This is a genomic window from Klebsiella sp. 141203, assembly GCF_032601985.1.
GTDB classification, from domain to species: Bacteria; Pseudomonadota; Gammaproteobacteria; order Enterobacterales; family Enterobacteriaceae; genus Klebsiella; species Klebsiella aerogenes.
The window spans coordinates 165,869-192,681 of the sequence record NZ_JAQIRL010000001.1 but is presented as its reverse complement, the minus strand read 5'-3'; the positions used below and the strand labels follow the sequence as shown (position 1 = coordinate 192,681).

The following is a 26,813-nucleotide window of genomic DNA, read 5'->3' as shown; positions in this document are numbered from 1 at the left end:
ATGACCACCACCCCAACTTTTGACGGCGTAATTCGCCAACACCAACAGGATCCTCATCTGGCATGGGCAATGTTGCCCTCCGGCTGCCCGCAAAACCATGCCGCCAATCTTCTGCCGCTGCCCGATGGCACGCTGATGTGCGTGTGGTTCGGCGGTTCGCAGGAAGGAAAAGCGGATATTTCAGTCTGGGGGGCGCGTTTAGCGCCGGGCGCCACAACGTGGAGTGAAGCGACAAAGTTATCCGACGATCCGCAGCGTTCGGAACAAAACCCGGTACTGTTTCAGGATCCTGATGGCGTACTGTGGCTGTTATGGACCGCACAGTATGCCGGTAATCAGGACACCGCTATTGTGCGTTATCGCCAGTCGCGCGATGGCGGAAAGCACTGGGGCGCAATCGCCACCCTGCTCGATGAACCCGGCACCTTTATCCGGCAGCCCATAACCGTAATGCCCAACGGTAACTGGTTGCTGCCGGTTTTCTATTGTCGTACCCGGCCGGGGGAGAAATGGGTCGGTAACGATGATGTGAGCGCGGTAAAAATCTCAGCCGATGGCGGCAAGAGCTGGCGCGACGTGGCGGTACCGCAGAGCCTCGGCTGCGTGCATATGAATATCACCCCGCTGGCCGATGGCTCGCTGGCCGCCTTCTTCCGCAGCCGCTGGGCCGATCATATCTGGTACAGCCAGTCGACAGATTTTGGCGAAAGCTGGTCAGCGCCTATCCCCACCACGCTGCCAAACAATAACTCGTCCATTCAGGCTACCACGTTGAGCAACGGCGATCTGGCGCTGGTATTCAATAACATGAGCGCAGCAGGCGCCAGCGAGCGTCGGGCGTCGTTATACGATGAAATAGAAGATGATGACGGCCGTAAAGAGCCTGAATGCACTGGCAAAACCGCCTTCTGGGGCGCGCCGCGTGCGCCAATGACCGTGGCTATCTCCGCCGACGGCGGCAGAAGCTGGCCGTGGATGCGCAACCTTGATGAGGGCGACGGCTACTGTATGACCAACAATTCAGAGCAAAAACTAAACCGTGAATTCTCCTATCCCAGTATTAAACAGGGTGAAGATGGTGATTTACACATTGCCTATACCTGGTACCGGCAGGCCATTAAGTATGTCCGCGTCTCGCCGCAATGGGTTAAAGGAGAAATCGCGTGATCATCGGTAATCTGAACGCCCTGCCTCAGGCGGGGTTGCCGCTGGCGTTGCGGCAAATCCTTTGCCGCGCTGAATGTTCTCTTAGCGCCCTGACAACCCATGAAGATGGCCGTTTCCAACCTGCTGATGGCGACTGGTACTGCACCATCGGCACCGCGCAAACCCAGGCGGCAGAACAGCGACATACCGAATATCACCTCCAATGGGCCGATATTCAGGTCATTTTAGCCGGCGAGGAGATAATTCATGCCGGTACCTTGTACAGCGGCCAACCTGACGATGAACAGCGCAAACCGGATCTCTTTATCAGCCAGCAGACGCCGCACAGCGTCACGCTGCATTTGCGCGTCGGCGACTTCGCGGTCTTTCTCCCCGGCGAACCGCACCAGGCGCTATGCGCCTTTGCAACACCCGCCCCGGTGAGAAAAGCGGTGTTTAAAGTGCCGCGCAGCATGCTGGAGGCGCCATGAAACAGGCACTGGTCACGGGCGCCAGTTCGGGGATCGGCGCGGCGATTGTGGGGCAACTGCTGGCGGAGGGCTGGCAGGTGCTCGGGCTAAGCCGCTCCGCGCCGCCATTTACCCATGAAGGCTTCACGCATCTGGCGGTCGATGTGAGCGACCGCCAGGCGCTGGTTGATGCTCTGTCGTCAGTACCGCCGCCGCAGGCGATTATCCATGCCGCCGGTGTGATGGCGGCGGCGCCGCTAGGAGAACTTGACGCACAGCGTGGCGAGACGTTATGGCGTCTGCATGTGGATGCGGCGCAGACCTTAGCCAACCGCTTTGCGCCCGTTATGGGGCGCGGCGGTCGGATTATCCTTTTGGGTAGCCGAACCTCTCGCGGAGCGGCGGGCCGTTCTCAGTATACGGCAACCAAAGCGGCGCTGGTGGCGCTGGCGAGAAGCTGGGCGGCGGAACTTGCCGCGGCTGGCATTACCGTGAACGTGGTCGCCCCCGGCGCCACCGATACGCCAATGCTGCGCCAGCCAGGGCGTGAAAGTTCGCCGCCGAAGACGCCGCCGCTCGGTAGATTGATTAAGCCACAGGAGGTGGTATCGCTGGTGAGCTGGCTACTTAGCGAAGGGGCCGCGGCGATGACCGGACAAGAGCTGGTGATGTGTGGCGGCGCCTCGCTTGGCTAGGTGAACCCGGCTCAACGTCGCGCCAGCCGGGGGAAACTATCATCAACCTTCGCGCAAATAGACCGTGCCGCGCAGATAGGTGGTCGCCTGGCCGCTAATCAATACACGGTCATCACGCCACTGGCAGCGCAGCTCGCCGCTGCGCGCCGACACCTGCCGCGCCAGCAGGTCGGTTTTATTGAGCTTCGCTCCCCAGTAGGGGATCAGCATACTGTGGGTTGAACCGGTTACCGGATCTTCCGGTACCGCTTCACCGGGGCAGAAAAAGCGGCTGACAAAGTCATACTCTTCGTCGGCGGCGCTAATGCAAATCATTTTATCCAGCGTCTCCAGCAGCGCCATATTAGGGCGTACCGCTTCAACCTGCGCCCGGTCGCGCAGAACCACCAGATAATCACGCCCTTCCCGCACCTCCAGCGCGTCATCGATGCCCAACCCAGCGAATAGCGCCGGCGGTACGTCACGCACCGGCGTCGTTTGCCAGGCCGGGAAATCCAGCGTCAGCCAATCGCCGCTGCGCGTCACCCGCAGTTCACCGACAAAACGGGTGCTGAATACGATAGTTGCCGTGGGATGATCGAGATATTCAAAAATCACGTGCGATGCCGCAAGCGTGGCGTGGCCGCAGAGGTTAATCTCATCAAGGGTCGTGAACCAGCGTAGCTCATAGCCGCTATCAGTGCGGACAAAAAACGCCGTTTCGGATTGATTATGCTGCTGCGCCATTTTTAAAAGCGTTTCATCAGGCAGCCATTCACTGAGCGGGCACACTGCCGCCGCGTTGCCGCCAAAATTGCGATCGCTGAAGGCATCGACCAGGTAAAAACTAATTTCTTTCATCGTGCTCCCCTTTTTTATCGTCTATCAACATGACACAGAAAGCGCGGGTGCACACTATTAGCTGAAAAATTAAGTTGTTAGCAGGCACAGACGTCAGCATAAAATGAGACGCAGATCACAAAGTGATTGTATTTTCAGCAGCATTCGTTTTAAGATCGCCTCCTCTTCTTCTCATAACTACCAGCCCGGAATTTATGCTTACAAATACGGTCTCACGCAAAGTCGCGTGGCTGCGGGTCGTCACGCTGGCAATTGCCGCTTTTATCTTTAATACCACGGAATTTGCCCCGGTCGGTTTGCTGTCCGATATTGCCGACAGCTTCGGCATGGAAACGGCCCAGGTCGGGATCATGCTGACCATTTATGCCTGGGTAGTGGCATTGATGTCGCTGCCGTTCATGCTGTTGACCAGCCAGATGGAACGCCGTCGCCTGCTCATTGGCCTGTTCGTGTTATTTATCGCCAGCCACGTCTTGTCGTTTTTCGCGTGGAACTTCACGGTGCTGGTGGTGAGCCGCATTGGTATCGCCTTCGCCCACGCGGTGTTCTGGTCGATAACCTCCGCGCTGGCTATCCGTATGGCCCCTCCCGGCAAGCGCGCCCAGGCGCTAAGTCTTATCGCCACCGGTACCGCGCTGGCCATGGTGTTCGGCATTCCTATTGGCCGTATCGTCGGGCAATATTTCGGCTGGCGTACCACCTTCCTGGCCATTGGTCTTGGCGCTTTAGCGACGCTGGTGTGCCTGGCGAAACTCTTGCCGGCGCTGCCAAGCGAACATTCCGGTTCGCTGAAGAGCCTGCCGGTGCTGTTCCGCCGTCCGGCGCTGCTCGGCATTTATCTGCTGACGGTTATCGTGGTAACCGCCCACTACACGGCGTACAGCTATATTGAACCCTTCGTTCAAACCGTCGCAGGCCTTAGCGGTAACTTCGCCACCCTACTGCTGTTAGTGCTCGGCGGCGCGGGTATTATCGGCAGTATTGTCTTCGGCAAGCTGGGCAATCAACATGCTTCCGGACTGATTACGACCGCTATCGCCATGCTGCTGATATGCCTGCTGTTGCTGCTACCCGCCTCAAGGAACGCCAATCAGCTCATGCTGCTCAGCGTATTCTGGGGGATCGCGATTATGGTCATCGGCCTCGGCATGCAGGTGAAAGTGCTGGCGCTGGCTTCGGATGCTACCGATGTCGCGATGTCGCTGTTTTCGGGGATTTTCAATATTGGTATTGGCGCCGGCGCGCTGGTCGGCAGCCAGGTGAGTACGCAGCTGTCAATGTCGGCGATAGGCTACGTTGGCGCAGTGCCGGCGCTGGTAGCGCTGGTCTGGGCAGTGATGATTTTTCGCCGCTGGCCTTCGCCGCTGGATGAACAACAAGCGCATCACTCATGATAACGCCGCGGGCGGTCAATGCCGCTCGCGGCGCCGACATCCTATCCCCAAAAGGCCCGAAACAGACACGTCGCCGGGCCTTTCAGAAAGTTACCGCGATCAGGCGTGATAGTTGGTGATAATTTCCAGCACGCCGTTAATGATGAACTGCACGCCCATACAGACCAGCAGAAAACCCATCAGGCGGGAAATCGCCTCGATACCGCCTTTGCCCACCAGTCGCATGATCGCCCCTGAGCTACGCAGGCAGCCCCACAGAATGATCCCCACCAGCGCAAAAATAATCGGCGGCGCGGCCAGCACGACCCATTCCGGGAAATCAACGCCGTGTTTTACCGTCGAGGCGGAGCTGATAATCATCGCGATGGTGCCTGGCCCGGCGGTACTGGGCATCGCCAACGGCACGAAGGCGATATTCGCCGTGGGTTCATCCTGCAGTTCTTCCGATTTGATTTTCGCTTCCATCGAATCATGGGCTTTCTGCTGCGGAAACAGCATGCGAAAACCAATAAACGCTACGATCAGACCGCCGGCGATACGCAGGCCGGGAATGGAAATGCCGAAGGTATTCATGACCACCTGGCCGGCATACCACGCCACCATCAGGATCGCAAAGACATATACCGATGCCATCAACGATTGCCGGTTACGCTCGGCGTTGTTCATATTGCCCGCCAGGCCGAGGAACAGCGCCACGGTGGTGAGCGGATTCGCCAGCGGTAAAATCACCGCCAGACCGAGCCCTATTGCTTTAAAGAGTTCCAGCATAGTGAGTCAACATCCCGTTAAGTATCATTTTTTCAGTACAGTTTCACCCCGTGAGTATATCGACAGCAGCGACTCAGATGCCACACCCACTGAAAAAATCACGTCGATAAAAAATAACAAGCGTTAGTAAAATGGAAAAAAGTGACCGGCATCAAACTATCAATCTTTAGCAAATCGTGGCATCGGCGAATTCATAATGTTGACTTATGATTGCCGCGGCAATAATATCCATCGCAACTAAATAATTGCCTGGGCAACTATCATGGAAAACACTAACAATCTGTTCAACGAGATGATCCCTCTCGGCCGATTGATCCAGATGGTTAACCAGAAAAAAGATCGACTGCTCAACGACTACCTTTCACCCATGGATATCACCGCTACCCAATTTCGGGTGCTCTGTTCCATTCGCTGCGAGGTATGTACGACACCCGTTGAGCTGAAGACCGTTCTGTCGGTCGATCCAGGCGCAATGACGCGCATGCTCGACAGACTCGTCTGCAAAGGCTGGATAGAACGGTTGCCCAACCCCAATGACAAGCGCGGCATTCTGGTGCAACTGACTCCAGAAGGCGCAGCCCTTTGTGAGCACTGTCATCAGGTTGTGGGTCAAAAATTGCACCAGGAACTAACAAAAAATCTAACGGCAGACGAAGTGGTCATGCTTGAGCAACTGCTCAAGAAAGTCCTGCCGTAATAAGAAGAGGTAAGATGATGTCCAGACGCAATAACGACGCCATCACTATCCATAGTATTTTGTCGTGGATCGAAGAGAACCTGGAATCTCCATTGTCGCTGGAGAAAGTTTCGGAGCGCTCAGGTTACTCCAAATGGCACCTGCAAAGAATGTTCAAGAAAGAGACCGGCCACTCGCTGGGCCAGTATATCCGCAGCCGCAAGTTGACGGAAATCGCGCAAAAACTCAAGCAGAGTAATGAGCCGATTTTGTATCTGGCCGAGCGCTACGGCTTTGAATCGCAGCAGACGCTGACGCGGACGTTTAAAAACTATTTCGATGTACCGCCGCATAAATATCGCATCACCAACGTTCCGGGTGAATCCCGCTACCTGATGCCGCTAAATAATTATTGTTGTTAATCGCCTGCAAAAGACGTATTGAGGAAATCATGAAATTATTCGCTACCGCCGCCATCGTGCTAATGGCGCTGGCCACCGGTCAGAGTTATGCGGAGCAAACCACCACTCCGGTTCGCCACAATAACCGGGATGCGATGATTATCCCTTCCGAACATAACGACTCGCCGTTTGATTTTAATCACATGGCTGCCGGCAATGACAAATCGGATGAGCTGGGCGTACCGTATTACAACTGACGCCCATATCATTCACCAATAATTATTGATTCGGCTGATGTGCTGAGGGTTCTCCACTCCTTAGCGCATCAGCTTTTTTAGTCTTGCTCGCTTTTTTGCATTTTCAGATATCCTGACGCGGTCATTTATGTATTAATTCCCTGTTTGTAAATTTGATACAGGGAAGAATAAAAGTGGCTTGGAATAAGCAAACGTCTATTACTCATCTCCGCTCGCATGCCCATAAGCAATCTCATTATGAATGTGCAAAGTACATCCGCCAGGCTATAGAAGCCGGAGGAATTAAACTTGAGCGCACGCGCGACGCCAAAGATTATGGGCCAATATTATTGCGCGCCGGATTTAAAGAAGTGCCACCGGGTTCGACGATACTGCGCGGCGATGTCGCAGTGATTCAGCCTTATGCGGGAGGCAACCCTAGCGGGCACATGACAATGTATGACGGCAAGCAGTGGATATCCGACTTCACCCAACGAAGCATGTATCCAGGTCCTGGCTATCGTCGTCTACAGCCAGCGTTCAAGGTATACAGGATGAATCAATGAGAGCTCTCCCCTTAATGATACTATTTTTACTCTCAGCGTGTGTGGGCCATCCTCAAGAGAGTCCGGCTAACCGCGCTGAGGCGTTTTACTCATCGTATCTGGAGTTTCTGGCAAGCAGTAATGATGAATATTATCAGCTGCAAGAATATATTTCGGCTGATACTCTGAGCAGACTTGGTAATATCGAGGCTATTCCTGAGCAAGAGATTGTCGGATCTGATTATTTTACTTATGTTCAGGATTATGATTCGTCCTGGATAGCAAATCTTAAGATTGGTCATGCCCGCGCTTTAATGGGGGGAACGGTTATTCCGGTATGGATCGGTATTGAAAACGGTGATGTTTTACACCTTGAAGCATATATGCGCTGCGAAAATGGTAAGTGGAAGATATATCGCGTAAGGGATGTAAGCCATCATTATGAGCAACCGATATTTAATGCCGGAGCAATAGCCCAGGCAAAATCTGCTGCCCAAAACAAGTATTAAAGGGTCGACAGCGTCAAGCCCCGGCACATACCGGGGCTTGATTTATCCCCGCCCTGCCGTGGTACGCAAAAGCCGCAGACCGAACACGTTAATATAGAGCCCGCCCATAATCAGCGCCGCCCCCAGCAGCTGCAGACCATTGAGCCGTTCGCCGAGCAGCAGAGCCGCGCTGGCCATCCCTACCACAGGTACCAACAGCGACAGCGGCGCTACCCGCCAGGTTTCATAACGCCCAAGCAGCGCCCCCCAGATGCCGTAACCAACGATGGTGGCGACAAACGCCAGATACATGAGCGATAGCACGGTCGTCGCGTCGATATTCACCAGGCTTGTCGCCATCGCCTGCGGCCCATCAATAATACTCGACGCCAGCAGGAACGGTAAAACCGGAATCAACGCGCTCCACACCACCAGCGACATAATCGGCGGCTTGTGCTGCTGAGACATAATCTTTTTGTTAAAAATGTTGCCGCAGGCCCAGCTAAACGCCGCCGCCAGAGTCAGCATAAAGCCGACCAGCGGCACATGCTGGCCGCGGAGGCTGGCTTCAACCAGTACCAGTACGCCAAAAATCGCCAGCGCGATACCGGCGACCTGCTTTCCCTGTAACCGCTCGCCAAAGACAAAAGCGCCCAGCACGATAGTGAAAAAGGCCTGAGCCTGCAGCACCAGAGATGCCAGCCCGGCTGGCATACCGAGGTTAATCGCGCAGAATAAAAAGGCGAACTGGCCAAAACTAATGGTCAGGCCGTAACCCAGCAGCAGACGCAGCGGTATTTTGGGCCGCGCAACGAACAGCAGCGCCGGAAACGCCACCAGCAAAAAACGTAACCCCGCCAGCATCAGCGGCGGCATATTGTGTAATCCGAGCTTAATCACCACAAAGTTAAGCCCCCACACCACCACTACCAGCATTGCCAGCAGTCCATCTCTGCGCGTCATACGATGCCCCTGTCTTTCTGGTCAACGATGACCACCGTCAAAGTAACCAAATTCCCGCCGCTCGAACAGATCATTATTTTTAGCAGGTGCTGAAGGCACTTTCCGACACGGAGCCCGCTATACAAGGCTCAGTTAGCATGCTATTTGTGATCGGGCACAACAAAAATAAAACACTTCATCAGGCAAGGAAAAAATGACAACCACCATCAGGCGCTCAACGATAGCGCTGTTGGCGTCGTCGTTGCTGTTAACCATCGGCCGCGGCGCAACGCTTCCTTTTATGACGATTTATCTCACCCGTCGGTTCCAACTGGAAGTCGATGTCATCGGCTATGCGCTCTCCGTCGCGCTGGTCGTCGGCGTTATCTTCAGCATGGGCTTCGGTATTCTTGCCGATAAGTTCGACAAAAAACGCTATATGCTGATCGCCATCGCGGCGTTTATCGCGGGATTTATCGCCATCCCCGCGGTCAATAGCGTGGCGCTGGTGGTGTTCTTTTTCTCATTAATCAACTGCGCTTATTCGGTTTTTTCTACCGTGCTGAAAGCCTGGTTTGCCGACGTGCTGACGCCGGAGAAAAAAGCGCGCATCTTTTCGCTCAACTATACCTTCCTCAATATCGGCTGGACCGTTGGGCCGCCAATCGGCACCCTGCTGGTGATGCAGAGCATTAACCTGCCTTTCTGGCTGGCCGCGCTGTGCGCCGCCTTCCCGCTGGTGTTTATCCAGCTCTTCGTCGAGCGCACCTCTGCCGCCTGCGTGGAAGGCGCCGCGCCGCAGTGGACGCCGTCGGTGCTTTTGCGCGACCGCGCCTTGCTGTGGTTTACCTTTTCCGGCCTGCTGGCGTCGTTTGTCGGCGGCTCTTTCGCCTCCTGCATTTCGCAGTATGTGCTGGCCGCAGGCACCAGCGACTTCGCGGAAAAGGTGGTCGCGGTAGTGCTGCCGGTCAACGCCGCGGTGGTCGTCGCCTTGCAATATGCCGTCGGGCGACGGCTTTCGGCGCGAAACATCCGCCCGCTGATGACCTTCGGCACCCTGTGCTATGTAGTAGGACTCGGCGGATTTATCCTCTCCGGTAATAATCTGGTGATGTGGGGCGTTTCCGCCGCTATCTTTACCCTTGGCGAAGTTATTTATGCACCGGGAGAATATATGTTGATCGATCAGATTGCCCCACCCGGCATGAAAGCCAGCTATTTTTCCGCCCAGTCGTTAGGCTGGTTAGGCGCGGCGTTCAATCCGATGCTAACGGGGATAATCCTTACCCATCTGCCGCACTGGTCGCTATTCTTCATTTTAATGCTGGCGATAGTCGCCGCCTGGCTGATGATTTTCCGCGGGATGAACGTGCGTCCCTGGCAAACCGTACAGGCGTAAACCCAGGCGTCATACGGCTGTCGGGTTGCTGTCGCCTGTCTGTCGGGTGCCCGTCGTGGCGCCCGGCAGGCTAAAAAACCACACTGGTCTCAGGTTCCCATCCGGAGATTAACATCATGAACAGCAGCACCCGAGTAAAGCAATTACGTCTGCAGCGCGCCTGGTCCCAGGAACAGCTTGCCGAACTGGCTGGCGTCAGCGTTCGCACTATCCAACGGATTGAAAACGGCGATCGTCCGGGGTTAGAAACCCTGAGCGCCCTGGCGGCAGTGTTTGAGATAAATGTGGCCGAACTCAGCGACGATGCTCCCGTCGGTCACGAAGCATCGCTCGATTTACGTATCGAAGAAGCGAAAAGCCGCCTGCATCAGGAGAGCCGTTTTTTTCGCTCGCTGAGCGTGGCGGTCACGGTTTGCGTTTTGTTGCTGGTGATTAACCGTTTTACCCAACCGGATGTCTACTGGTCAGTGTGGGTGGCGATCGTCTGGGGCGCGTTATTGCTGCTGCGGGGATTACGTCTGTTTGTCTTTGCCGGGTGGATCCGCCAGTGGCGACAGGCGCGGCTACAGCGCCTGCTGCGCAAATAGAAAAAGCCCGCTTAAAGCGGGCTATCTCCTCACCAGACCTGGGCGGCGATCCCTGTGACCAGCCGCACTTTATCCCACTGCTGGGCTTCGCTTAACGAATTGCCCTCTTCGGTGGAGGCAAAGCCGCACTGCGGGCTGAGGCAAATCTGCTCCAGCGGCACATACTGCGCCGCTTCCTGCAGGCGCGCCTTCACGCCTTCCGGGTTTTCCAGTTCGCCGTTTTTGGTGGTGATCAGCCCAAGCACCACCTGCTGATGGCCTGGACGGATAAAGCGCAGCGGGGCAAAATCACCGGAACGGTCATTATCATATTCGAGGAAGAACGCATCGATGTTGACGCCGCCGAAGAGAATTTCCGCCACGGGCTCGTAGCCGCCCTCTGAAATCCAGGTCGAACGGAAGTTACCGCGACAGACGTGCAGACCAACGGTCAGATCCTGCGGTTTCCCTTCCAGCGCTTTATTCAGCACCCGGGCATAGGTACGCGCCAGTTCGTCCGGATCGTCACCGCGCTCGCGTACCTGCTGGCGTTGTTCGTCTGAACATAAATAGGCCCAGACGGTATCATCAAGCTGCAGATAACGGCAGCCAGCGTCATAGAAAGCGCGGATCGCGTCACGCCAGGTGGTTGCGAGATCGTCGAAGTATTCGGCCAGGTCCGGGTATACCGTGCTATCGATATCTTTACGCCCGCCGCGGAAGTGCAGCACGCTGGGGCTGGGGATGGTCATTTTCGGCTGCGCATTACCGCTGACGCTTTTCAAAAAGCGGAAATCTTCCAGCATTGGATGGTTGCCGAAGCCCAGTTTACCGGTCACGCGTACGCCGTGCGCTTTAGTCTGTACGCCGTTGAACTGAATACCTTTCTCTGAATCGTAACGTTCAACGCCTTCCAGACCGTCGAAGAAGTCGAAGTGCCACCACGCGCGCCGGAACTCACCGTCGGTCACCACGTGCAGGCCGCAATCGCACTGCTGCTGAACCAGTTGGCGGATGGCTTCATTCTCAATTTCACGCAGATGGCCGGCATCAATATTGCCTTCCGCCAGCTGCAGGCGCGCCTGCTTAATGGCGTTGGGACGTAAAAAACTGCCGACAATATCTGCGCGGAACGGGGCCTGGTGACGTTGCATGTTCTCTCCTTAACGGCAGACAGGTAGTTGCCCGCCGTGATAATTCATTATTTGAATTTTTAGACTTCTGGATGTCTATATGTCCAGATACTGTCATGCAGAGGGAGCATCAGCAAACGAGAAAAATTCATGGCTATTGAATTTATTTCATGTTGCTCGTTTCGCTGACGCTAAATGCGAACCCCTCATCCGCCCAACCGGTCAGTCCACCGAGCATCATTTTTACCGGTCGGCCAAGCTGCGCCAGCTTTAAGGCGGCAATATCCGCGCCGTTGCAGTGCGGCCCGGCGCAATAGACAACAAACAGCGTTTCCGCGGGCCACTGCGCCATTCGCGCGGCATTGATCTCGCGATGCGGCAGATGCAGCGCGCCAGGCAGGTGGCGACGGGCGAAAACATCCTGACTGCCGATGACGTGCAGCAGCACAAAGTCCTGTTCGCCATGCTGCATGGCGTGGTGGACATCCGCGCAGTCGGTTTCGACACTCAGTTTATGGGCAAACCAGGCAGCGGCATCGGCCGGGGCGGCTGGCGTAAATTGGCTTACAACACTCATGGCGTATTCTCCTTGTCTGTGGTAACACTACTTTAACCACCACCGTACCCGGACCACCGCCCCCATTGATGACAGAAAACGCTGAAATCCTGACAACCCACAATGTGACACTGTCACCACCAAAAGTCGTCGTTCTGGCCTATGACGGCCTGTGTACCTTTGAGTTCGGCGTGGCGGTGGAGATTTTTGGCCTCCCGCGCCCGGAAATGGGCGAAAGTTGGTATCGGTTCGCGGTCGCCGCCGTCGATGATGGCGAGCTTCGCGCCACCGGTGGTATCCGTATCGTCAGCGATGGCGGGCTGGCGCTGCTTGATGAAGCGGACACCATCGTCGTACCCGGCTGGCGAGGCATAGAGAGCGATGTTCCTCAGGCTTTGTGCCAGTCGCTGGCGGCAGCGTATGCGCGCGGCTGCAGAATCGTCTCTATCTGTTCCGGTGTATTTGTGCTCGCCGCCGCCGGATTGCTCAATGGACGGCAGGCCACCACCCATTGGCGTTATACTGCCCGGCTGCAGGAGCGTTTTCCGTTGATTGAGGTGGTGGAAGACGTGCTGTACGTCGGTGATGCGCGGCTGATGACCTCCGCCGGCAGCGCCGCGGGCATCGATCTCTGCCTGCATCTGGTGCGCGAAGATTTCGGCCATGAAGCGGCGAATATCGTCGCCCGGCGGCTGGTGGTGTCGCCGCACCGCGACGGTGGGCAAGCGCAGCAGGTGATTCGCCCGGTGGCGACAGCGCGTGAAAGCCAGCGCCTCGGCCAGCTGTTTGATTACCTGCATCAGCATCTCGCTGAGAGCCATACCCTTGCCTCGCTGGCGCAGCGAATGGATATGAGCCCGCGTACTTTCTTGCGCCGTTTTCAGCAGGCGACCGGCAAATCACCGGCCCGCTGGCTGCTTGATGAGCGCTTGCTTCGCGCCCGCCAGCATCTCACCGATAGCCGTCTCAGCATCGACAGAATCGCCGAAATTTGCGGTTTCGCTAATGCCAGTACGCTACGTCATCACTTTCGCCAGCAATTCGCCGTGAGCCCGCTGCAATATCGAAAAAAGTTTTCCACCGGTCAGTGGTAATATTAAGATGGCCTGCGACAATAATTCGCGTCGTTGAATTACACCTGCAAGGATTAAGCTGATGAAAAAAGAGTGTCGCGTCGTTATCTATAAAGAGGGACTGCTGGGCAGTATGTTTTTCGGCGAAGCCAAGGCCGATCCCGATAAAATGAGCCGGTTCCTCACTGAGTACACGCAGCAGGGCTGGGAAGTCAAAACCATGGCGGTCGAACGCCGCCGCAGCGCCCTGTTCTGGTCGCGCGAAGCGTATTTATTTGTGCTCGAACGCGCCATCTGATGCGTTAATTTATTTCATATAACATAACGCCATTCTGGTTAATCGTTTGTTTAGATTGACCAGGATACTATCTATTCAACAACCGTAAACCCTGTTCAATGAGGACAACATTAGCGCATAAATAAGATGGAGGTAGACCATGCTGGGAAATATGCATGTTTTTATGGCCGTACTGGGAACAATCCTGTTCTTTGGTTTTCTGGCCGCGTATCTAAGCCACAAATGGGATGACTGATGAACGACGATAATCCCCACCCGTAAGCGCCCCCTGCTGCTGTTGCACCAGGGGGCGTTCTGCTTTAAGTCACTTCTTCGAACGCCTGCCACATCATCCCCACCGCCTGTTTACTGCCGCTTATAAGGTTTTTCTACGCTTGCGCGAATACATCACTTCATCGCTTTGTTTAAGCATATCCCCAAGCGTCGGATAACGGCTGGCATCACTCTGTAGCTCGCCGTAAGAGTAATTAATGTTATAGGGCTTACCTGACGTCTGGTTGTAATGATCGACACTCTCACGCAGCTTTTGCAAGAATGTGTCGGCACGCCCGTTGCGGGTAATCATCGCGGCGAACTCATCGCCGCCTAAACGGCCGACAACCTCGCCTGGCAGCAGATGTTGCGCCAGAAACGCCGCAAAGGTTTTTAGCACCTCGTCGCCTTCCGCATGCCCCCACAGATCGTTAATGGGTTTGAATTTATCGAGATCAAAAAAGACCAGGCTAAACGGGGTTGAGTTACTCGTAAGCGTACGGAAACGTTTATCGCCGATGCGGTAAAAGCCGCGTCGGTTAGCGATGCCGGTCAGACTGTCGGTCATCGCCATGCCAATCACCTGGAACTCATCCTCGACGATATACGCCAGATCCTTGAGTACGGCGATCTCTTCATCGTTAAAATCGCGCGGCGTGGTATGAATCAGACATAGCGTGCCGGCCACGGCGCCATCGGGCAGATGAACAGGATAGCCCGCGTAGAAGCGGATATAGGGTTCGCCCGTCACCAGCGGGTTATCATAAAAACGATCGTCATTGACCGCATCGTTAACGATGAAGGCGCCGTCCTGCAAGATGGCGTGGGCGCAAAAAGAGATATCGCGCCGGGTCTGGCGAATCCCCAATCCCTGACAGGCGAGCAGCCACTGCCGTTCACGGTCGAGCAGGCTGATGAGTACCACCGGCACCTGAAAAATTTTTTTAGCCAGCCGGGTGAGGCGTTCGAAACGCTCATCGTCACGGGTATCCAGCAGGTCCGCCAGATACAGCGATTTCAGTCTTTCTTCTTCATTTTCCGGTACGCCTGGGAATTTCATAAAGCCTCATTGCAATAAAGCGAAAAAATCGGGTGGCGGGATTAATGAGCAGCAGATGAAAAGCGCGTCAGCGCCCCATACCAGTCATAGCTGCCCTGGGTACCAATTTCGCGCTCCCCCTCCTCCAGCTTCAGCAGAAAACGGCGTTTATTGAGCTGATCGAGGTTGTGGAAGTAATTTGCCAGCCGTCGGGCTAAATCTTCATACATGGCGAAAGCCACCGCGGTCCCTTGCGCCGTATCGGCATACTTAGCAAATTCGTTCTTAATCGCCTGAAAATCATCGTTCATTGAGAGCACCACCTCCTGTTACATTGTCATCAGTATGGTTAGCCCTGGCCGTTTTTTCCATCCCAATAGCTATCAGCATTTTATGCTGCCTGCAAAAATACAGCCCGCGGAAAAGCCGAGACCTACGCCATAAAAAACAACGTGTTTACGCTGCTATCAGCGCAAATTACCGGCAACCAGCAGAAGATAATAAAATCGACAAGCGACGAGGCCGGGGCGAATGGGCAAAAAAAAACCGCCATGTGACTGGCGGTGAATAAATGCTTGCATGGATAGATCGTAGATTGTATTTAGCGTTTTCGTAGAAAAGCGTCGGGACTTCCTACGTCTGACTCGCAGGCTAGCACGCCCTTGTTCAATAAATCTTAAACCGCAGACGTACTCATAGCTTCTCCACCAGCGCTTTAAGTTCCGCGATCAGCGGCGCGGTACTATCCTGCGTCCCGAGCGGCCACGTCGACTGGCGTACCACCAGCCGCGCCGGCAGCAGTTCGCGCAGGCGGCCGGTCGGCGCCGCCATCTGCTGCATCAGTAATTCCACCGCCCGGCGGCCTAACAGATCAAAATCCTGGGCGACAGTGGTAAGCGGCGGCTGAAAGTAAAGGCTATCGGTCGTATCGTCATAACCGGTCACCGAAATCGCCTGGCTGCCGCGTCGATTAAGCTGCGCCAGCGCGCTTAACACCCCAAGCGCCATCTGATCGTTGGCGACCACAATCGCGCTTAATTTCGGGTTTTTATGCAGCAACTCGAAGGTTTTTTGCCAGCCGCTGGCGGCGCTCCAGTCACCGAATACCGTGATCGATTGACTGACCCCCAGCCGGTGCAACGTCTCGCGCCAGCTGCCAAGGCGCATCCGCGCCGACACCGAGCTTTCCGGCCCGGCCAACAGGCCGAACTCGCGATGTCCTAATTCCCAAAGGTGGCGCACGCAGGCGCCACAGCCATCACGATGATCGAAACGCACGCAGGAGACATCCGTCTCCGGCGAGACATCGAGAAACAGACAGGCGATATCCGTATTTTCCGCGGCCAGCCGTTCGGCGACGCTGCTCTCAAGCGGCAGGCTGATAATGGCGCCTCGAATATGCTGGGCGCGAAACTCATCCAGCCGCGCCTGCAGCGCCGGATAATCACTTTGCGCCGGCATGGCAATGGCGACCTCCAGCCCCTGCTCACCGGCATACCGTTTCACCGCCGCGGCAATTTGCGACGGCGCGTGTAAGGTCAACGACGCGGTGATAAGCCCTATTGATGCCGCCGCTTTGCCCGCCAATAGCTGTGCCGAACGGTTAGGCACATAGTGCAGCGTCTGCATCGCACGCAGCACCTTTTCACGGGTGCGCTGCGCCACAATCTGCGGGTTATTCACCACCCGCGAAACCGTCTGCTGCGATACGCCCGCCTCGCGGGCGACATCTTCTAAAGTGGCTGAACGGCGCTGCATCGCATACTCCTGTCAGTGAAAAGGCTTAATGTCTTACGCTAACATTTTATGTCTTCCTTACGACAGAAATCTGCTATTTCAGCCGTGATTCGTGATCGTGAATGGGTTTCATTTTCGCCAACATTGCGGGTCTGTGGAAAATACCCGATAACCCGATGAGATTGTTTAGCGAATAACATTTATTACCATTATCCGTCAGGTATGCGTATGCAACGATATGATTCAGGCGCCGCTCGCGGTCCCGCTTTTCACGAAGTTCTGGCCCGCCAGGACTGGCAGAACCAGACTATCACTCACCTCAACCGACTGCCCGCTCATCCCTCTTTTGCCAGCTGGCGCGATGCCGATGCGGCGCGCGACAACCGCCCTTCCGACCGCCGCCGTCAGCTGGACGGCGAATGGCAATTTTCCTATGCCCGCAGTCCATTTGAGGTGGATGCCAGCTGGCTACTGCATGACCTGCCAGACAGCCGCCCGACGCCGGTGCCTTCAAACTGGCAAATGGAGGGTTATGACGCGCCGATATACAGCAACGTCCGCTATCCGATTGATACCGTGCCGCCGCGGGTGCCCGAAGACAACCCTACCGGCTGCTATTCGTTACAGTTGACCGTCGATGAGGGGTGGCGGGCCGAAGGGCAAACGCAAATTATCTTTGATGGCGTCAACTCCGCCTTTCATCTGTGGTGCAACGGCGAGTGGGTCGGCTACTCCCAGGATAGCCGCCTGCCCGCCGCCTTTGATTTAAGCCCGTATCTGCAGCCAGGCGCCAACCGCCTGTGCGTGATGGTGATGCGCTGGAGCGCGGGCAGTTGGCTTGAAGATCAGGATATGTGGCGCATGAGCGGTATCTTCCGTTCGGTCTGGCTGTTGCATAAACCGCAGGCCTGCCTCAGCGATGTGCAATTAACCCCGCAGCTCGATGCCCTATATCGCGACGCGCAATTGCAGGTCAAACTTAGCGTCGAGGCCGCGCCTGAAGCGCTGGCGGCGCTGGAAGTGGAGGTCGCGCTGTGGGATGGCGAGACACGGATTGCCAGCCAGCGCCAGCCGCTGGGTACGCCGATTGTTGATGAACGCGGCAGCTACGCCGAGCGGGCAATCGTCAATCTCGACGTCGAGCGCCCGCGACTGTGGAGCGCCGAGCAGCCGCATTGCTACCGCGCGGTGGTGTCGCTATGGCGCGGCGAGACGCTTCTGGAAGCGGAAGCCTGGGACATGGGTTTTCGCCAGGTCGAAATCCGTGACGGGCTACTGTTACTCAATGGCAAGCCGCTGCTGATTCGCGGCGTCAACCGCCACGAACATCATCATCAGCGCGGCCAGGTGGTCAACGAAGAGGATATGGTGCAGGACATTCTGCTGATGAAGCAGAACAATTTCAACGCCGTGCGCTGTTCGCACTACCCCAACGCCCCGCGCTGGTACGAGCTATGCAACCGCTACGGCCTGTACGTAGTAGACGAAGCCAATATCGAAACTCACGGCATGGTGCCGATGAATCGGCTGTCTGACGATCCGACCTGGCTTGCCGCTTATAGCGCGCGCGTCACCCGTATGGTCCAAAGCAACCGCAACCACCCCTCGATCATTATCTGGTCGCTGGGTAATGAGTCCGGCTGCGGCGACAACCATCAGGCCATGTACCAATGGTTGAAGCACAACGATCCTTCGCGGCCGGTACAGTATGAAGGCGGCGGCGCCGACAGCAGCGCCACCGATATTATCTGCCCGATGTACGCCCGCGTCGAGCGCGACCAGCCCTTCCCGGCGGTGCCCAAATGGTCGATCAAAAAGTGGATCGGGATGCCTGGCGAACAGCGTCCGTTGATCCTCTGCGAATACGCCCACGCGATGGGCAATAGCCTGGGCAATTTCGCCGATTACTGGCAAGCCTTCCGCGACTATCCACGCCTGCAGGGCGGTTTTATCTGGGATTGGGCCGACCAGGCAATCGAGAAAACATTCCCGGATGGTAGCGTCGGCTGGGCCTATGGCGGCGATTTCGGCGATAAGCCTAACGACCGGCAGTTCTGCATGAATGGCCTGGTATTCCCCGACCGGCGCGCCCATCCTTCGCTTATCGAGGCCAAACATGCGCAACAGTATTTCCAATTCGCCTTGCTCGAACAAAATCCGCTGCGGATTGCTATCACCAGCGAATACCTGTTCCGCGCCACCGATAACGAAACGCTGCGCTGGCGCGTAGAGTGCGCCGGAGAAACGATAGCCAGCGGCGACTTAGCGCTGACGCTGGCGCCGCAAGAACGGGCGGAATTCACCCTTAGCGACAGCCTGTCCCTGCCGCGCGGCGCCCGCGATGTCTGGCTGCAGCTCGAAGTGATCCAGCCGCAGGCGACGTCATGGTCTGAGCCCGGTCATCGCGTCGCCTGGCAGCAGCTAACGCTTGCCGCGCCGCTGGCGCTATCAGAGACCTCCGCCGAAGGCCCGGCGCCCGTCCTGACGATTGAGCCCACGCTCTATCAGGTCAGCGTCGGATCCCAGCGCTGGGTTATCGATCGCCAAAGCGGACGTTTAAGCGAATGGTATTGCGCGGGAGAACAGCAACTGCTGACGCCGCTGGAGGATCAGTTTGTCCGTGCGCCGCTGGACAATGATATTGGCGTCAGCGAAGTCGAACGTATCGATCCGAACGCCTGGGTCGAGCGCTGGAAGAGCGCCGGTCTGTACCAGTTGACGACCCGCTGTGTGAAATGCGAGGCGCAACAGCTGGCGCGGGAGGTGATAGTTGATAGCTACTGGCACTATCTGCGCGGCGAAGAGACGGTCATTGCCAGCCACTGGCGCATGACCTTCACCGCCGACGGCAAGCTCCAGCTCACCGTTGATGGCGAACGAGCCGCAACGTTACCGCCGCTGGCGCGCGTCGGGCTGCGCTTTCAGGTCGCCGATCAGCACGCTGAGGTCAGCTGGTTGGGATTAGGGCCGCACGAAAACTATCCGGATCGCAAAAGTAGCGCCTGTTTTTCACGCTGGCAACAGCCGCTGCGCGAGATGAGCACGCCCTATATCTTCCCCAGCGAAAACGGTCAGCGCTGCGATTGCAAAGCGCTGGACTGGGGACGCTGGCACGTCGCAGGCCAGTTCCACTTTTCGGTGCAGCCGTACAGTACGGAACAGCTGATGACGGCCGATCACTGGCATCGCATGGCGCCGGAAAAAGGCGTCTGGATCACGCTCGACGGCCAGCATATGGGCGTGGGCGGCGATGATTCCTGGACACCAAGCGTTCTGCCACAGTGGCTGCTGCTCGAGGCCCAATGGCGCTATCAGGTTACGCTTCATTGTCAATAATAACGGGGGCTTCGGCCCCCACCGCACAGGTATAATAAGATATGAAACTCTCTGAACTCACGCCCCGCGAACGGCACAATTTTATCTATTTCATGCTGTTCTTTTTCTTTTACTATTTCATTATGTCGGCTTACTTTCCCTTTTTTCCGGTGTGGCTGGCGGAAGTAAACCATTTAACGAAAACCGAAACAGGGATTGTTTTCTCCTCCATTTCGCTGTTCGCGATAATTTTCCAACCGGTGTTTGGCCTGATTTCCGATAAGCTCGGGCTGCGTAAACATCTGCTGTGGACCATTACCGTACTGCTTATTTTATTCGCCCCGTTCTTTATTTTTGTCTTCTCGCCGCTGCTGCAAATAAACATTATCGCCGGCGCTCTGGTGGGGGGCGTTTATTTAGGCGTGGTATTTTCCAGCGGTTCTGGCGCTGTCGAGGCCTATATTGAACGCGTCAGCCGCGCCAACCGTTTTGAATATGGCAAAGTGCGCGTCTCGGGCTGCGTCGGCTGGGCGCTTTGCGCGTCAATTACCGGTATCTTATTCGGCATCGACCCGAATATTACCTTCTGGATAGCCTCCGGTTTTGCGCTGGTGCTTGGCGTGTTGTTATGGCTATCGCGTCCGGAAGCCAGCAGCAGCGCGCAGGTTATTGACGCCATCGGCGCCAACCGCCAGGCCTTTTCTCTGCGTACGGCGGCCGAACTGCTGCGAATGCCGCGCTTCTGGGGATTTATTATTTATGTGGTAGGCGTCGCCAGCGTCTATGACGTTTTCGACCAGCAGTTCGCTAACTTTTTTAAAGGCTTTTTCGCCACGCCGCAGCGCGGGACCGAGGTCTTCGGCTTTGTCACCACCGGCGGTGAATTACTCAACGCGATGATTATGTTCTGCGCCCCGGCAATTATTAACCGTATCGGTGCGAAAAACGCCCTGCTGACGGCCGGCATAATTATGTCGATGCGCATTCTCGGATCTTCATTTGCGACTTCAGCGGTGGAAGTGGTCATTTTAAAAATGCTGCACATGTTTGAATTACCGTTCCTGCTGGTCGGGACCTTCAAATATATATCTTCCGCATTTAACCCTAAGCTTTCCGCCACCCTATTTTTAATCGGCTTTAACCTGTCGAAACAGCTTTCCGGCGTAGTGCTTTCGGCCTGGGTCGGGAGGATGTACGACACCGTGGGTTTTCACCAGGCCTACCTTATCCTCGGCTCAATCACCCTGAGCTTTACCCTGATATCGCTGTTTACCTTAAAAGGCGGTAAGACGCTGCTACCTGCGGCAGAGTATAACAACGCGGCCTGAGAGATTAACGTTCCGTCAGGGATGACGGCAACGCCGCTTTAATTTGCGTTTGCCCACCGTTGTTTTCCAGTTCGTAGAGGCGGCACTCCGCTCGCGCCGAGATCAATTGCGCCAGCTCAGCCGAATGGCTGGTGAGCCAGATCTGGCTATAGCGTGATGCCTCGACAATCAGTCGCGCCAGCGCCGGGAACATCTGGCGATGCAGGCTGTTTTCCGGCTCATTAATGGCGAGAAACGCCGGCGGCCGTGGGCTGAGCAAAGCTACCGCCAGGCACAAAAAACGCAGGGTGCCGTCAGACATCTCCGCCGCCAGCAGCGGCCGATAAATCCCCTCCCGGCGCATCTTCATCACGAAACGCGAGTTTTCGTTCTCGCAGAAAAAGGTACAGTCGGGAAACGCTTCGCCGAGGATTTCATGCAGCAACTCCTCAGCGCCGATTTCGACGATAGTCTGAAAGGCCGCCGCCAGATTGCCGCCATCGCTATCGAGCACCGGCGAACGATAGCCGACCGTCGGCTGGCGTAGCGGTGAAAGCCTGCCGATGGCAAACTCATGGTAAAAACGCCAGCGGCGCATGGTCTCCCGCACGCGCGACACTTCCGGGAAACGATGCGGCTCGCCTAGCTGGCCGAAAATAGACTCGTTTTCGTAAATAGTATCGGTGAAGGTACTTTTTTCACCGTTGACGTCGACCAGGAACGCCGCCTGGTTTTTCCGCTGCAGTACACGCGACGACGGCCGGCGGTTAAAGCCCGACAGCCAGATATTCTCTTCTTTAACGATCGGATCGAGCATGAATTGCGTCGGATACGGCAGTTTTTCCGGAAATCCGACCTGCAATTCATATTCAAATTCATCGGTCAGGCAGGCGATTTGCAGACGCCGCGGATGGCGATCGGTTGGCGCCTGCTTTCCCGACCACATGATATTCTCCAGTCCGCCCTCCTCGCTGACATAGCTGGAAAACTGCCCGTCAGCCGAGGCGGTTAACAGATGGATCGCTTTGTAGATATTCGATTTTCCGCAACCGTTAGGGCCGAACACAATGTTCAGCGGCCCCAGTTCCAGTTCAATCTCTCTGACTGAACGGAAGTTGTTAATACGAATACGGTTAATCATGCCATTCCTCAGGCGCGCCGACGCTCAACTGAGCGATTTTTTCATCCCACGCGTTAGCGCGACTCTGGCGAGCTTATCGGCATCCAGATGTGAATCACTAAATACGCCAAAAAACAGACGTTCATTATCAATAACCTGCGACACCACCCGGTAGTTCAGCGGCAGCCCGGATGGCGCGCCGTACTGCGCAGGGGTGACGGAAACTTCCGTCGCGGTGTCGGCGACGCTGACCAGCAGACCATCTGCTTTGCCGCCTACCAGCATGACCTTAATTAACGGGTGCACTGTGTTCCTCCCGAGTGGGGTCAAAAATGTCATTGAACAAGTCCCAGGCCACGCCCAAGCGCCGCAGGAAAAAACATCGTCGTAAGTACTTTTTTATAGTTCATAGCGGCCTGGAATATAAAAAAAAACAAATTGCACTTTGTAAGCACGCATTATTAGTAGTAAAGGCCGACAAATGATGAAGGAAAAAAGTGGAATTGTGAATCTTAACAACTCTTATTTGTTGCGCCTGGCATTGAGAATGGTCGCAAAATGTACATTGGTTACAGTGGCATGCCGTGCGTTTTGATAGCCCGTACAAGGCGCAAAGCGTCGCCTCCGGGGAAAAACCCTGGCGGCGACGGGTCGCACAGTATCTACAAGCCGCGATTTTTCAACATCGGCTCGATCAGCGGATCGTGCCCGCGCCAGTCGCGATACAGCGCGTCGAGATCGCTGCTGTTACCGCGCGATAAGATCGCCTCGCGGAAACGTTGACCGTTTTCCCGGGTTAATCCCCCCTGCTCGACAAACCACTGATAACCGTCGTCGGCGAGCATTTGCGTCCACAGATAGGCATAGTAGCCCGCCGCATAACCGCCGCCGAAAATATGTGAGAAATAGCTGCTGCGATAGCGCGGTGGAACCGCCGCCAGATCCATCTGCTCCTCGCGCAGCGATTGCTGTTCAAAAGCATCGACATCCTGCGGCAGCGCCTGCGTGGTGACGCTGTGCCAGCGCATGTCCAGCAGCGCCGCCGCCAGCAGTTCGCTCATGTCATAACCCTTATTGAACGTTGAGGCGCGGAACATGCTGTCGCGCAGATCGTCCGGCATAGCGTCGCCGGTCTGGTAGTGCTTCGCATAATGGGCGAAGACCTGCGGCTCGCGGGCCCAATGTTCATAAATCTGCGACGGAAACTCGACGAAATCGCGCGGCGTGTTGGTGCCTGAAAGGCTCGCATAGCGCTGGTTAGCGAACAGGCCGTGCAGCGCATGGCCAAATTCGTGGAACAGCGTGATGACGTCATCCCACGATAGCAGCGCGCAGCCGCCGGCTTTTGGTTTCTGGTAGTTGCAAACGTTGTAAATTACCGGACGCTGGGCACGCAGCGTCGATTGCTCGACGAACACGTCCATCCAGGCGCCGCCGCTTTTGCTGTCACGCGAGAAATAATCGCCGTAAAACAGCGCCATGCCTTCGCCGTTGGCATCAAAGATTTCCCATACCCGCACATCGGGATGGTAAAGCGGAATATCAAAACGTTCGACAAAACGGATGCCAAACAGCTGGGAGGCGGTCCAGAAAACGCCATCTTCCAGCACCCGGTCCAGAGCGAAATAGGGTTTTAGCTGCGCTTCATCGATGGCGAATTTAGCGCGCCGCACCTGCTCGCCGTAATATAACCAGTCCCAGGCCGCAGCCTGAAAATCGCCGCCCTCTTCATCAATAACCCGCTGGATGTCGGCAAGCTCCTGTTCGGCGCGGCGGCGGGCCGCAGGCGCGATGCGGCGCATAAAGGCAAGCGCCTCAGACGGCGTTTTCGCCATCTGGTCGGCCATCGACCAGCTCGCGTAATCGGCGACGCCCAGCAATTCAGCCTTACGCGCGCGGATTTCCGCCAGCCGCAAAACCAGTTCACGGGTGTCGTTGGCATCGCCCTTCTGGTTACGCGTCCAGCCCGCGGCGAACAAATTGCGCCGGGTCTGGCGATCGGCAAGTGCCTGCAGCGCCGGTTGCTGGGTGGTATTGGTCAGCGCCAGCAGCCAACGGTCGTGCAGGCCTTTGTCGCGCGCGGCATCGGCGGCGGCGGCAATCTCATCCGCGGCCAGTCCGTCAAGCTGGTGTTGATAATCAACGACCAGACCGCCGGACTTCACCGCCGCCAGCAGACGCTGCTGGAACTGACTTTGCAGTGACGCTTCCTCGGTATTCAACGCTTTTAGCGCAGTTTTCTGCTCTTGCGCCAACGCGGCTCCCGCCAGCTGAAAACGCTGCCAGCTCACCTCGAGCAGACGCCGCGACTCCGGATCCAGACTCAGGGCGTCGCGTTGCTGCCAGACCTGTTTAACACGCTGGTACAGCGCCTCGTTAAGCCAGATATCGTTGCCAAGCTCGGCGAGCTCGGCTGAGAATTGTTCGTCCAGTTGCTGTATCAGCGGATTGGTATTCGCCCCGGCCATCGCGAAAAAGACTCGGGTTACCCGGCCTAATAGTTGGCCGCTCTGTTCTAACGCAACCAGGGTATTGTCAAAATCCGCCGGCGCCGGGTTATTGATTATCGCCGCAATCTCCTCGCGCTGGCGCCGTACGCCCTCATCAAAAGCCGGGCGATAATGACTATCTTCAATCAAATCAAAATGCGGCGCCTGGTACGGCAGCAGGCTGACGTGTAAAAAGGGGTTATTGTCCGACATCATTCTCTCCTGAACGCGGGTATCCACTAAGATTAGGCAACTCATTGATTGGCCGCAATGATTTATCCAGCCAGCGCGCTATACCAACAGATGACGATACGATTTTCCTTTACCGCGCGGCGTTATCGCGTGCTATGTTATGACAACACAAAAAGCGTTGAGGAACAGTAAGATGATTATTCTGGTGACTGGTGCAACTGCTGGATTTGGCGAAAGTATTACTCGTCGTTTTATCGCTAATGGCCACAAAGTTATCGCCACGGGGCGTCGTGAAGAGCGCCTGAAGACGCTCAAAGAGGAGCTTGGCGATAACCTGTATACCGCGCAACTCGACGTGCGTAATCGCGCCGCCATCGAAGAGATGATCGCCGGGTTGCCTGCACAGTGGCAGGCTATCGATGTTCTGGTGAATAACGCCGGCCTGGCGTTAGGTCTGGAACCCGCCCATCGCGCCAGCGTTGAAGATTGGGAAGACATGATCGATACCAATAATAAAGGCCTGGTGTACATGACCCGCGCGGTGCTGCCGGGGATGGTTGAGCGTAATCGCGGCCATATTATTAATATCGGTTCGACCGCCGGCAGTTGGCCCTACGCTGGCGGTAACGTCTACGGCGCGACCAAAGCGTTCGTGCGCCAGTTCAGTCTGAATCTGCGCACCGATTTGCACGGTACCGCGATTCGCGTCACCGATGTCGAGCCGGGCCTGGTAGGCGGCACCGAGTTCTCCAACGTGCGTTTTAAAGGCGACGATGCGAAAGCCGGTAAAACTTATGAGAACACCCAGGCGCTGACGCCGGAAGATGTCACCGAAGCGGTGTGGTGGGTCGCGAATCTGCCGAAACACGTCAACATAAACACGCTGGAAATGATGCCGGTCAGCCAGAGCTTTGCCGGTCTCAGCGTCCATCGTGAGGGCTAACGTCCTCTGCGGCCTGGCCTGCGGGCCAGGTCTGGGCGGAACGGCAAAAAACGAGTAAAATAATGCTCATAACCCATTAAAAAGTAATCATCAATGGCCGCAGAAACGCAACTGAATCCGACCCAGCCCGTCAATCAGCAAATCTATCGCATCCTTCGCCGGGATATTGTCCATTGCCTGATCCCGCCGGGAACCCCGCTGTCGGAGAAAGAGGTGTCGGTGCGATTTGATGTCTCCCGCCAGCCGGTACGCGAAGCCTTTATCAAATTGGCGGAAAACGGGCTGATTCAGATCCGCCCACAGCGCGGCAGCTATGTGAATAAAATCTCGATGGCCCAGGTGCGTAACGGCTGTTTCGTGCGCCAGGCCATTGAGTGCGCGGTAGTGCGCCGCGCGGGATCGATGATCAACGATGAACAGCTCTATCAGCTGGAGCAAAACCTCAACCAGCAGCGGGTAGCGGTAGAGCGTCAGCAGCTCAATGATTTTTTCCAGCTCGATGACGAATTTCACCAGAAATTGTCCCTTATCGCCGACTGCCAGCTGGCGTGGGACACCATTGAAAATATTAAAGCGACCATCGACCGGGTGCGCTATATGAGTCTCGATCACGTGACCCCGCCGGATATGCTGCTGCGTCAACATCTCGATATCTTTAAAGCGCTGGAAAAACGCGATCTTGATGCCGTCGAACAGGCGATGAATATCCATCTACATGAAATTAGCGAGTCGGTATTGTTGATTCGTCAGGAAAATAGCGAGTGGTTCAGCGAAGAATAATGGGATAAACGGC

The 26,813-nt window shown here is 56.0% G+C and carries 29 protein-coding genes; 18 read left to right on the top strand and 11 right to left on the bottom strand.

Annotated features, from left to right (window positions below):
- Genes PGR29_RS00950 through PGR29_RS00940 form a run of 3 tightly spaced genes read left to right on the top strand, consistent with a single transcriptional unit; the run spans position 1 to position 2,311 of the window.
- A complete protein-coding gene (locus tag PGR29_RS00950) occupies positions 1-1,167 on the top strand; it encodes a sialidase family protein (protein WP_316423855.1) in 1,167 nt (388 codons plus the stop codon).
- Entirely contained in the window at positions 1,164-1,637 is a 474-nt protein-coding gene (locus PGR29_RS00945; protein ID WP_316423854.1) for a YhcH/YjgK/YiaL family protein, read from the top strand. Before PGR29_RS00950 ends, PGR29_RS00945 begins: the two co-directional genes overlap by 4 nt.
- Positions 1,634-2,311 (top strand): SDR family NAD(P)-dependent oxidoreductase, encoded by a 678-nt coding sequence (locus tag PGR29_RS00940; protein WP_316423853.1) that lies wholly within the window; start codon positions 1,634-1,636, stop codon positions 2,309-2,311. Before PGR29_RS00945 ends, PGR29_RS00940 begins: the two co-directional genes overlap by 4 nt.
- A gap of 42 nt (positions 2,312-2,353) precedes the next feature.
- On the opposite strand, the gene PGR29_RS00935 is transcribed toward PGR29_RS00940, so the two are convergent.
- The gene (locus PGR29_RS00935) at positions 2,354-3,151 is read right to left on the bottom strand and encodes a PhzF family phenazine biosynthesis protein (protein ID WP_087860700.1); all 798 of its coding nucleotides are present in this window, start codon (positions 3,149-3,151) and stop codon (positions 2,354-2,356) included.
- Between the two features lie 194 nt (positions 3,152-3,345).
- Between PGR29_RS00935 and PGR29_RS00930 the strand changes: the two genes are divergently transcribed.
- On the top strand, positions 3,346-4,545 hold the full coding sequence (locus PGR29_RS00930) for a sugar transporter (RefSeq protein WP_213316010.1): 1,200 nt from the start codon (positions 3,346-3,348) through the stop codon (positions 4,543-4,545).
- A gap of 99 nt (positions 4,546-4,644) precedes the next feature.
- Here the strand turns inward: PGR29_RS00930 and PGR29_RS00925 are convergent, their stop codons facing one another.
- Positions 4,645-5,313, bottom strand: a complete 669-nt coding sequence (locus PGR29_RS00925) for a MarC family NAAT transporter (RefSeq protein WP_045394562.1) — start codon at positions 5,311-5,313, stop codon at positions 4,645-4,647.
- Between the two features lie 262 nt (positions 5,314-5,575).
- Here PGR29_RS00925 and marR point away from each other — a divergent pair, with 262 nt between their 5' ends.
- The 5 genes from marR to PGR29_RS00900 all read left to right on the top strand — a co-directional run bounded on the left by marR (position 5,576) and on the right by PGR29_RS00900 (position 7,680).
- Positions 5,576-6,010: a multiple antibiotic resistance transcriptional regulator MarR gene (marR, locus tag PGR29_RS00920; protein WP_015366732.1), complete on the top strand. Its 435-nt coding sequence runs from the start codon at positions 5,576-5,578 to the stop codon at positions 6,008-6,010.
- 17 nt (positions 6,011-6,027) lie between these two features.
- Positions 6,028-6,411, top strand: coding sequence for an MDR efflux pump AcrAB transcriptional activator MarA (gene marA / locus PGR29_RS00915; protein WP_015366733.1), 384 nt, complete (start codon positions 6,028-6,030; stop codon positions 6,409-6,411).
- Between the two features lie 29 nt (positions 6,412-6,440).
- The gene (gene marB / locus PGR29_RS00910; RefSeq protein WP_087860698.1) at positions 6,441-6,647 is read left to right on the top strand and encodes a multiple antibiotic resistance protein MarB; all 207 of its coding nucleotides are present in this window, start codon (positions 6,441-6,443) and stop codon (positions 6,645-6,647) included.
- 173 nt (positions 6,648-6,820) lie between these two features.
- Positions 6,821-7,192 (top strand): NlpC/P60 family protein, encoded by a 372-nt coding sequence (locus PGR29_RS00905; RefSeq protein WP_087860697.1) that lies wholly within the window; start codon positions 6,821-6,823, stop codon positions 7,190-7,192.
- Entirely contained in the window at positions 7,189-7,680 is a 492-nt protein-coding gene (locus PGR29_RS00900) for a YbjP/YqhG family protein (RefSeq protein ID WP_308957938.1), read from the top strand. Before PGR29_RS00905 ends, PGR29_RS00900 begins: the two co-directional genes overlap by 4 nt.
- Positions 7,681-7,722: 42 nt before the next feature.
- Here the strand turns inward: PGR29_RS00900 and eamA are convergent, their stop codons facing one another.
- On the bottom strand, positions 7,723-8,622 hold the full coding sequence (eamA, locus tag PGR29_RS00895) for an O-acetylserine/cysteine exporter (RefSeq protein ID WP_316423852.1): 900 nt from the start codon (positions 8,620-8,622) through the stop codon (positions 7,723-7,725).
- Between the two features lie 193 nt (positions 8,623-8,815).
- Here eamA and ydeE point away from each other — a divergent pair, with 193 nt between their 5' ends.
- Together ydeE and PGR29_RS00885 are read left to right on the top strand one after the other, a co-directional pair.
- Positions 8,816-10,000 (top strand): efflux MFS transporter YdeE, encoded by a 1,185-nt coding sequence (gene ydeE, locus PGR29_RS00890; RefSeq protein WP_113373447.1) that lies wholly within the window; start codon positions 8,816-8,818, stop codon positions 9,998-10,000.
- Between the two features lie 116 nt (positions 10,001-10,116).
- Positions 10,117-10,587, top strand: a complete 471-nt coding sequence (locus tag PGR29_RS00885; protein WP_087860693.1) for a helix-turn-helix domain-containing protein — start codon at positions 10,117-10,119, stop codon at positions 10,585-10,587.
- A gap of 29 nt (positions 10,588-10,616) precedes the next feature.
- Here the strand turns inward: PGR29_RS00885 and PGR29_RS00880 are convergent, their stop codons facing one another.
- Complete coding sequence (locus PGR29_RS00880) at positions 10,617-11,720, bottom strand: cobalamin-independent methionine synthase II family protein (RefSeq protein ID WP_015366738.1); 1,104 nt, start codon at positions 11,718-11,720, stop codon at positions 10,617-10,619.
- A gap of 142 nt (positions 11,721-11,862) precedes the next feature.
- Positions 11,863-12,276, bottom strand: a complete 414-nt coding sequence (locus PGR29_RS00875) for a rhodanese-like domain-containing protein (RefSeq protein WP_113373449.1) — start codon at positions 12,274-12,276, stop codon at positions 11,863-11,865.
- A 68-nt stretch (positions 12,277-12,344) separates the two neighbouring features.
- On the opposite strand from PGR29_RS00875, the gene ftrA reads away from it, so the two are divergent.
- The 3 genes from ftrA (at position 12,345) to mgtS (ending at position 13,861) form a co-directional block, all read left to right on the top strand.
- Complete coding sequence (gene ftrA / locus PGR29_RS00870; protein WP_087860691.1) at positions 12,345-13,349, top strand: transcriptional regulator FtrA; 1,005 nt, start codon at positions 12,345-12,347, stop codon at positions 13,347-13,349.
- Between the two features lie 61 nt (positions 13,350-13,410).
- Positions 13,411-13,626, top strand: coding sequence for a DUF4177 domain-containing protein (locus PGR29_RS00865; RefSeq protein ID WP_015366741.1), 216 nt, complete (start codon positions 13,411-13,413; stop codon positions 13,624-13,626).
- Between the two features lie 139 nt (positions 13,627-13,765).
- Positions 13,766-13,861 (top strand): protein MgtS, encoded by a 96-nt coding sequence (mgtS, locus tag PGR29_RS00860; protein WP_004102377.1) that lies wholly within the window; start codon positions 13,766-13,768, stop codon positions 13,859-13,861.
- A 120-nt stretch (positions 13,862-13,981) separates the two neighbouring features.
- Here mgtS and PGR29_RS00855 read toward each other — a convergent pair whose 3' ends face one another.
- From PGR29_RS00855 to PGR29_RS00845, 3 genes are all read right to left on the bottom strand, one after another.
- Positions 13,982-14,938, bottom strand: coding sequence for a sensor domain-containing diguanylate cyclase (locus PGR29_RS00855; RefSeq protein WP_316423851.1), 957 nt, complete (start codon positions 14,936-14,938; stop codon positions 13,982-13,984).
- A 41-nt stretch (positions 14,939-14,979) separates the two neighbouring features.
- Complete coding sequence (locus PGR29_RS00850) at positions 14,980-15,228, bottom strand: hypothetical protein (protein WP_087860688.1); 249 nt, start codon at positions 15,226-15,228, stop codon at positions 14,980-14,982.
- Between the two features lie 382 nt (positions 15,229-15,610).
- Positions 15,611-16,675: a LacI family DNA-binding transcriptional regulator gene (locus tag PGR29_RS00845; RefSeq protein WP_316423850.1), complete on the bottom strand. Its 1,065-nt coding sequence runs from the start codon at positions 16,673-16,675 to the stop codon at positions 15,611-15,613.
- A 207-nt stretch (positions 16,676-16,882) separates the two neighbouring features.
- Between PGR29_RS00845 and PGR29_RS00840 the strand changes: the two genes are divergently transcribed.
- Positions 16,883-19,990, top strand: coding sequence for a beta-galactosidase (locus PGR29_RS00840; RefSeq protein WP_316423849.1), 3,108 nt, complete (start codon positions 16,883-16,885; stop codon positions 19,988-19,990).
- Between the two features lie 41 nt (positions 19,991-20,031).
- Positions 20,032-21,297, top strand: coding sequence for an MFS transporter (locus PGR29_RS00835; RefSeq protein ID WP_087860685.1), 1,266 nt, complete (start codon positions 20,032-20,034; stop codon positions 21,295-21,297).
- A gap of 4 nt (positions 21,298-21,301) precedes the next feature.
- Here PGR29_RS00835 and PGR29_RS00830 read toward each other — a convergent pair whose 3' ends face one another.
- From PGR29_RS00830 to dcp, 3 genes are all read right to left on the bottom strand, one after another.
- A complete protein-coding gene (locus PGR29_RS00830) occupies positions 21,302-22,417 on the bottom strand; it encodes an AAA family ATPase (protein ID WP_087860684.1) in 1,116 nt (371 codons plus the stop codon).
- Between the two features lie 24 nt (positions 22,418-22,441).
- Complete coding sequence (locus PGR29_RS00825) at positions 22,442-22,702, bottom strand: hypothetical protein (RefSeq protein ID WP_087860683.1); 261 nt, start codon at positions 22,700-22,702, stop codon at positions 22,442-22,444.
- Positions 22,703-23,058: 356 nt separating this feature from the next.
- The gene (gene dcp, locus PGR29_RS00820; protein ID WP_271032469.1) at positions 23,059-25,098 is read right to left on the bottom strand and encodes a peptidyl-dipeptidase Dcp; all 2,040 of its coding nucleotides are present in this window, start codon (positions 25,096-25,098) and stop codon (positions 23,059-23,061) included.
- Between the two features lie 172 nt (positions 25,099-25,270).
- Here dcp and ydfG point away from each other — a divergent pair, with 172 nt between their 5' ends.
- Positions 25,271-26,020 carry a bifunctional NADP-dependent 3-hydroxy acid dehydrogenase/3-hydroxypropionate dehydrogenase YdfG gene (gene ydfG / locus PGR29_RS00815; RefSeq protein WP_113373456.1) on the top strand — a complete coding sequence of 250 codons (750 nt, stop codon included), beginning with the start codon at positions 25,271-25,273 and terminating at the stop codon, positions 26,018-26,020.
- Between the two features lie 93 nt (positions 26,021-26,113).
- Complete coding sequence (locus PGR29_RS00810) at positions 26,114-26,800, top strand: GntR family transcriptional regulator (protein ID WP_113373457.1); 687 nt, start codon at positions 26,114-26,116, stop codon at positions 26,798-26,800.
- Positions 26,801-26,813 lie beyond the last annotated feature (13 nt).

Coding starts and splice junctions, on each gene's coding strand:
- mgtS (WP_004102377.1), top strand. CDS start 13,766: ATGCTGGGAAATATGCATGTTTTTATGGCCGTACTGGGAACAATCCTG.
- marR (WP_015366732.1), top strand. CDS start 5,576: ATGGAAAACACTAACAATCTGTTCAACGAGATGATCCCTCTCGGCCGA.
- PGR29_RS00855 (WP_316423851.1), bottom strand. CDS start 14,938: ATGAAATTCCCAGGCGTACCGGAAAATGAAGAAGAAAGACTGAAATCG.
- PGR29_RS00880 (WP_015366738.1), bottom strand. CDS start 11,720: ATGCAACGTCACCAGGCCCCGTTCCGCGCAGATATTGTCGGCAGTTTT.
- dcp (WP_271032469.1), bottom strand. CDS start 25,098: ATGTCGGACAATAACCCCTTTTTACACGTCAGCCTGCTGCCGTACCAG.
- PGR29_RS00875 (WP_113373449.1), bottom strand. CDS start 12,276: ATGAGTGTTGTAAGCCAATTTACGCCAGCCGCCCCGGCCGATGCCGCT.
- PGR29_RS00935 (WP_087860700.1), bottom strand. CDS start 3,151: ATGAAAGAAATTAGTTTTTACCTGGTCGATGCCTTCAGCGATCGCAAT.
- ydeE (WP_113373447.1), top strand. CDS start 8,816: ATGACAACCACCATCAGGCGCTCAACGATAGCGCTGTTGGCGTCGTCG.
- marB (WP_087860698.1), top strand. CDS start 6,441: ATGAAATTATTCGCTACCGCCGCCATCGTGCTAATGGCGCTGGCCACC.
- PGR29_RS00830 (WP_087860684.1), bottom strand. CDS start 22,417: ATGATTAACCGTATTCGTATTAACAACTTCCGTTCAGTCAGAGAGATT.
- PGR29_RS00885 (WP_087860693.1), top strand. CDS start 10,117: ATGAACAGCAGCACCCGAGTAAAGCAATTACGTCTGCAGCGCGCCTGG.
- PGR29_RS00865 (WP_015366741.1), top strand. CDS start 13,411: ATGAAAAAAGAGTGTCGCGTCGTTATCTATAAAGAGGGACTGCTGGGC.
- PGR29_RS00810 (WP_113373457.1), top strand. CDS start 26,114: ATGGCCGCAGAAACGCAACTGAATCCGACCCAGCCCGTCAATCAGCAA.
- PGR29_RS00850 (WP_087860688.1), bottom strand. CDS start 15,228: ATGAACGATGATTTTCAGGCGATTAAGAACGAATTTGCTAAGTATGCC.
- PGR29_RS00925 (WP_045394562.1), bottom strand. CDS start 5,313: ATGCTGGAACTCTTTAAAGCAATAGGGCTCGGTCTGGCGGTGATTTTA.
- PGR29_RS00940 (WP_316423853.1), top strand. CDS start 1,634: ATGAAACAGGCACTGGTCACGGGCGCCAGTTCGGGGATCGGCGCGGCG.
- PGR29_RS00900 (WP_308957938.1), top strand. CDS start 7,189: ATGAGAGCTCTCCCCTTAATGATACTATTTTTACTCTCAGCGTGTGTG.
- PGR29_RS00845 (WP_316423850.1), bottom strand. CDS start 16,675: ATGCAGCGCCGTTCAGCCACTTTAGAAGATGTCGCCCGCGAGGCGGGC.
- eamA (WP_316423852.1), bottom strand. CDS start 8,622: ATGACGCGCAGAGATGGACTGCTGGCAATGCTGGTAGTGGTGGTGTGG.
- PGR29_RS00950 (WP_316423855.1), top strand. CDS start 1: ATGACCACCACCCCAACTTTTGACGGCGTAATTCGCCAACACCAACAG.
- marA (WP_015366733.1), top strand. CDS start 6,028: ATGTCCAGACGCAATAACGACGCCATCACTATCCATAGTATTTTGTCG.
- PGR29_RS00840 (WP_316423849.1), top strand. CDS start 16,883: ATGCAACGATATGATTCAGGCGCCGCTCGCGGTCCCGCTTTTCACGAA.
- PGR29_RS00835 (WP_087860685.1), top strand. CDS start 20,032: ATGAAACTCTCTGAACTCACGCCCCGCGAACGGCACAATTTTATCTAT.
- ftrA (WP_087860691.1), top strand. CDS start 12,345: ATGACAGAAAACGCTGAAATCCTGACAACCCACAATGTGACACTGTCA.
- PGR29_RS00930 (WP_213316010.1), top strand. CDS start 3,346: ATGCTTACAAATACGGTCTCACGCAAAGTCGCGTGGCTGCGGGTCGTC.
- ydfG (WP_113373456.1), top strand. CDS start 25,271: ATGATTATTCTGGTGACTGGTGCAACTGCTGGATTTGGCGAAAGTATT.